Annotated in this window: 5 protein-coding genes; 4 read left to right on the top strand and 1 reads right to left on the bottom strand. The window is 51.7% G+C overall.

Features of this window, described 5'->3' with window-relative positions:
- The first annotated feature begins 235 nt into the window (after nucleotides 1-235).
- From WCG50_RS18715 to WCG50_RS18730, 4 genes are all read left to right on the top strand, one after another.
- Nucleotides 236-979, top strand: a complete 744-nt coding sequence (locus WCG50_RS18715; protein ID WP_336901110.1) for a metallophosphoesterase family protein — start codon at nucleotides 236-238, stop codon at nucleotides 977-979.
- Nucleotides 980-1,262: 283 nt separating this feature from the next.
- The gene (locus tag WCG50_RS18720; RefSeq protein WP_336901111.1) at nucleotides 1,263-1,526 is read left to right on the top strand and encodes a BrnT family toxin; all 264 of its coding nucleotides are present in this window, start codon (nucleotides 1,263-1,265) and stop codon (nucleotides 1,524-1,526) included.
- Nucleotides 1,516-1,785 (top strand): CopG family transcriptional regulator, encoded by a 270-nt coding sequence (locus WCG50_RS18725; protein WP_336901112.1) that lies wholly within the window; start codon nucleotides 1,516-1,518, stop codon nucleotides 1,783-1,785. The genes WCG50_RS18720 and WCG50_RS18725 overlap by 11 nt, the downstream gene beginning before the upstream one ends.
- Before the next feature lie 17 nt (nucleotides 1,786-1,802).
- A complete protein-coding gene (locus WCG50_RS18730; RefSeq protein ID WP_336901113.1) occupies nucleotides 1,803-2,333 on the top strand; it encodes a hypothetical protein in 531 nt (176 codons plus the stop codon).
- A 193-nt stretch (nucleotides 2,334-2,526) separates the two neighbouring features.
- Here WCG50_RS18730 and WCG50_RS18735 read toward each other — a convergent pair.
- Nucleotides 2,527-2,786: molybdopterin dinucleotide binding domain-containing protein (locus WCG50_RS18735; protein WP_336901114.1), on the bottom strand; the 260-nt coding region annotated here is incomplete at its 5' end.

Raw genomic sequence — 2,786 nt, forward strand, 5'->3', positions numbered from 1 at the left:
GCATCGCCACCGCACGCGGCGAAGTGGTCGCGGTGCAAATGCCGGAGAGCTTTGGCGTTTGATTATTTTTTCCGTTTCCAGATCAGGCGGGAATTAAAGTTAAACCACACGGGTTAGGAGCGCAGTGTGAACGGCTCCCGGACAGCGATTCCGGGCATCGGGATTTTTTCTTCGAATGACTCTTGATGGCCCTTGAAAGCGTAAATTCAATTATTTAAATTCATCTGCTTGACCTATGCGCATTGCCCTCGTCTCCGATATTCATGGGAACCTCCCCGCATTAGAGGCTGTTGTCACGCACATCAAACGTCAAGGCGTTGATTTGATTGTTAACTTGGGCGATAGCCTGTCAGGCCCACTACTTCCTCTTGAAACTGCCCAGTATTTGATGTCTGTCGGCTGGCTTAGTCTGGCTGGCAATCATGAGCGGCAATTGCTGACGAACTCAGCCGACCAACGAAGTGCGTCTGATGACTACGCATACTCTCAATTGGGTGAGCGCGAATTGGCATGGTTACGTGCGCAGAAACCGACGCATCAGCTTCTGGACGACATTTTTTTGTGTCATGGAACACCGTCTAATGACAGTCAATATTTTCTTGAACATGCAATTGAAGGTGGCACAAGGCCAGCTACTGAGGCAGAAATTGAGCAGCGACTGGCTGGGAGACTGTTCCCAGTTATTGCATGTGGCCATACCCATATAGCGCGTGCTATTCGCTCAAAAAATCTTCAGTTGCTATGCAACCCGGGTAGCGTTGGACTTCCCGCATACGACGATAACCACCCGATTGACCATGTAGTCGAAACAGGCACGCCGGATGCGCGGTATGCAATTATTGAGCAATGCAATTCGAACTGGCATGTGGGACTGTTCACAGTCCCCTATAACTTCGAGTTGGCAGCCCAACTGGCTGAACTGCGCAACCGTCCTGAGTGGGCATATGCATTGCGCACTGGGTATATGCCGAATTCTTAATCTTAAGTTCCACCCCAAAAACCCGAGTTTCCCCAATGAAACCCACGTTAATTTTAATTCCGCGATCTGACTATATTTTGATCAGACCGATCAGTTCAATCGCTCGTTTTTGTTTATCGCTTCGTGTCATGATGAGCTCAAACGTGGGCGCATCATCGGCGCTTTTTGGCGTGCTGCGCACGATGGACGCTGCGCGATAAAGCCGTGCAGCGTCGGATAGCTCTACGTTTGAAGCCAGGGTTGACTGGCCATTTGACGCCAATTAAGGTATAGTTTCTATACTATGAGCCCCTTCGAATTCGACGCCACAAAGAGCGAGTCCAATCGCGCGAAACATGGCATAGATTTCGTTGTGGCCCAAAGCCTTTGGAATGACCCGATGCTGCTTGAGATTCCAGCAAAGACTGAAGATGAGCCGCGGTTTCTGGCGATAGGGCAAATTGACGGGAAGCATTGGTCAGCCGTCTTTACGTATCGTGGGTCTAATGTCCGATTGATATCAGTGCGTCGTGCACGCACAGAAGAGGTGGCACTTTATGAAAGCTAAAAAATTCGATCAACAGTTTGACGACGGCGTCGACATAACTGCTTCTTTGGACTTATCCAAAGCCAAGCGCGTGCTGCAGGAACAGAAACGGGTGAATGTCGATTTTCCAACTTGGATGATTGACTCTCTGGATCGTGAAGCCAGCAAGCTAGGGGTTACAAGGCAATCTGTGATTAAAGTCTGGCTTGCTGAGCGTCTTGAGGCCACTACTTCTAACTTGCCGCTCCAACGGACGCGCTCAGGCGCCGCGTACCGCTGAACTTCACGTTGGGCGTCATGAAGATCCGCACCATTCGAGACGAAAGTGACATCGATCAGTTAGTTGATCTAGTCACTGGCTCCGCCGACCGCGCCCTTGTGCAAGTCACAAAAGCTGGTGCTGGAACGCAAGGGTTGCAAGCCCTTTGGTCAATGAAGTTCTCTCCGATCGGCTGCGATCCACTGAACGCCGATACGCCACTCAACCTCATTGAGCAGTTGAACCAAACTTTTACATACCTAGCAACTGCAAAAGCCCTCAGGCTACTACTGGCGCTTCATCCGAAGCTCGCGCCGTTCACGGTCAATCTGGGCACATCACCAGGTTCTGACATTGCGTCAAACGTCAATGAAGGTTTAGCAGCCGAGGTCTTCGCTGCGGTCAACACGTCAAATAACCGTAAGCTTGCAAAGGATCTCTCGAAGGTAGGTAAAGCCGAGGCTGGGTTCAAGTACGTTTTCTTCATGTGCCCAGGCTACGAGCAAGGCCGACAGATCAAGCTGGAACAAGATGGCATCCAAGTGTGGTCGGTGGGCGAAGCGCTATAACGTCCAACCCGGCGCTCAACCTCGCTCCTTTCAGTCGCTGGCCGCTGCGCGATAGAGCCGCGCAGCGCCGGTTAGCTCTACGTTAAAGCACCAATACAGATGATTTGTATGACCGCTGCCTAGAAAATTTGCTGGCGCTTTGGCTCTATCGGGCACTTTGACAACAAAATGTCATCGTATAAATCAAATGTGATTACGTGGATTTCACCACTTGCACCAAACAATCGTAAAACGTGGGGCCTCGCCCCAAGTCGGTCAGATTCTGGCTGGTGACCTGGTTGACATTGGTGCCATCCAGGCCCAGTTTGCGCCACCAGATACCGAGCCCGTTCACCACACCGGGCCGGGCTCTTTTGGTGAGAGCGACCTTGCAGCGGTAAACGCCGCGCTGGTTAAACACCCGCACCACATCCCCGCTTTGAAGGCCCCGCTCCTCGGCATCGACAGGGTGCA

The sequence above is a fragment of the Rhodoferax sp. genome, assembly GCF_037143375.1.
Classification (GTDB): domain Bacteria; phylum Pseudomonadota; class Gammaproteobacteria; order Burkholderiales; family Burkholderiaceae_C; genus Rhodoferax.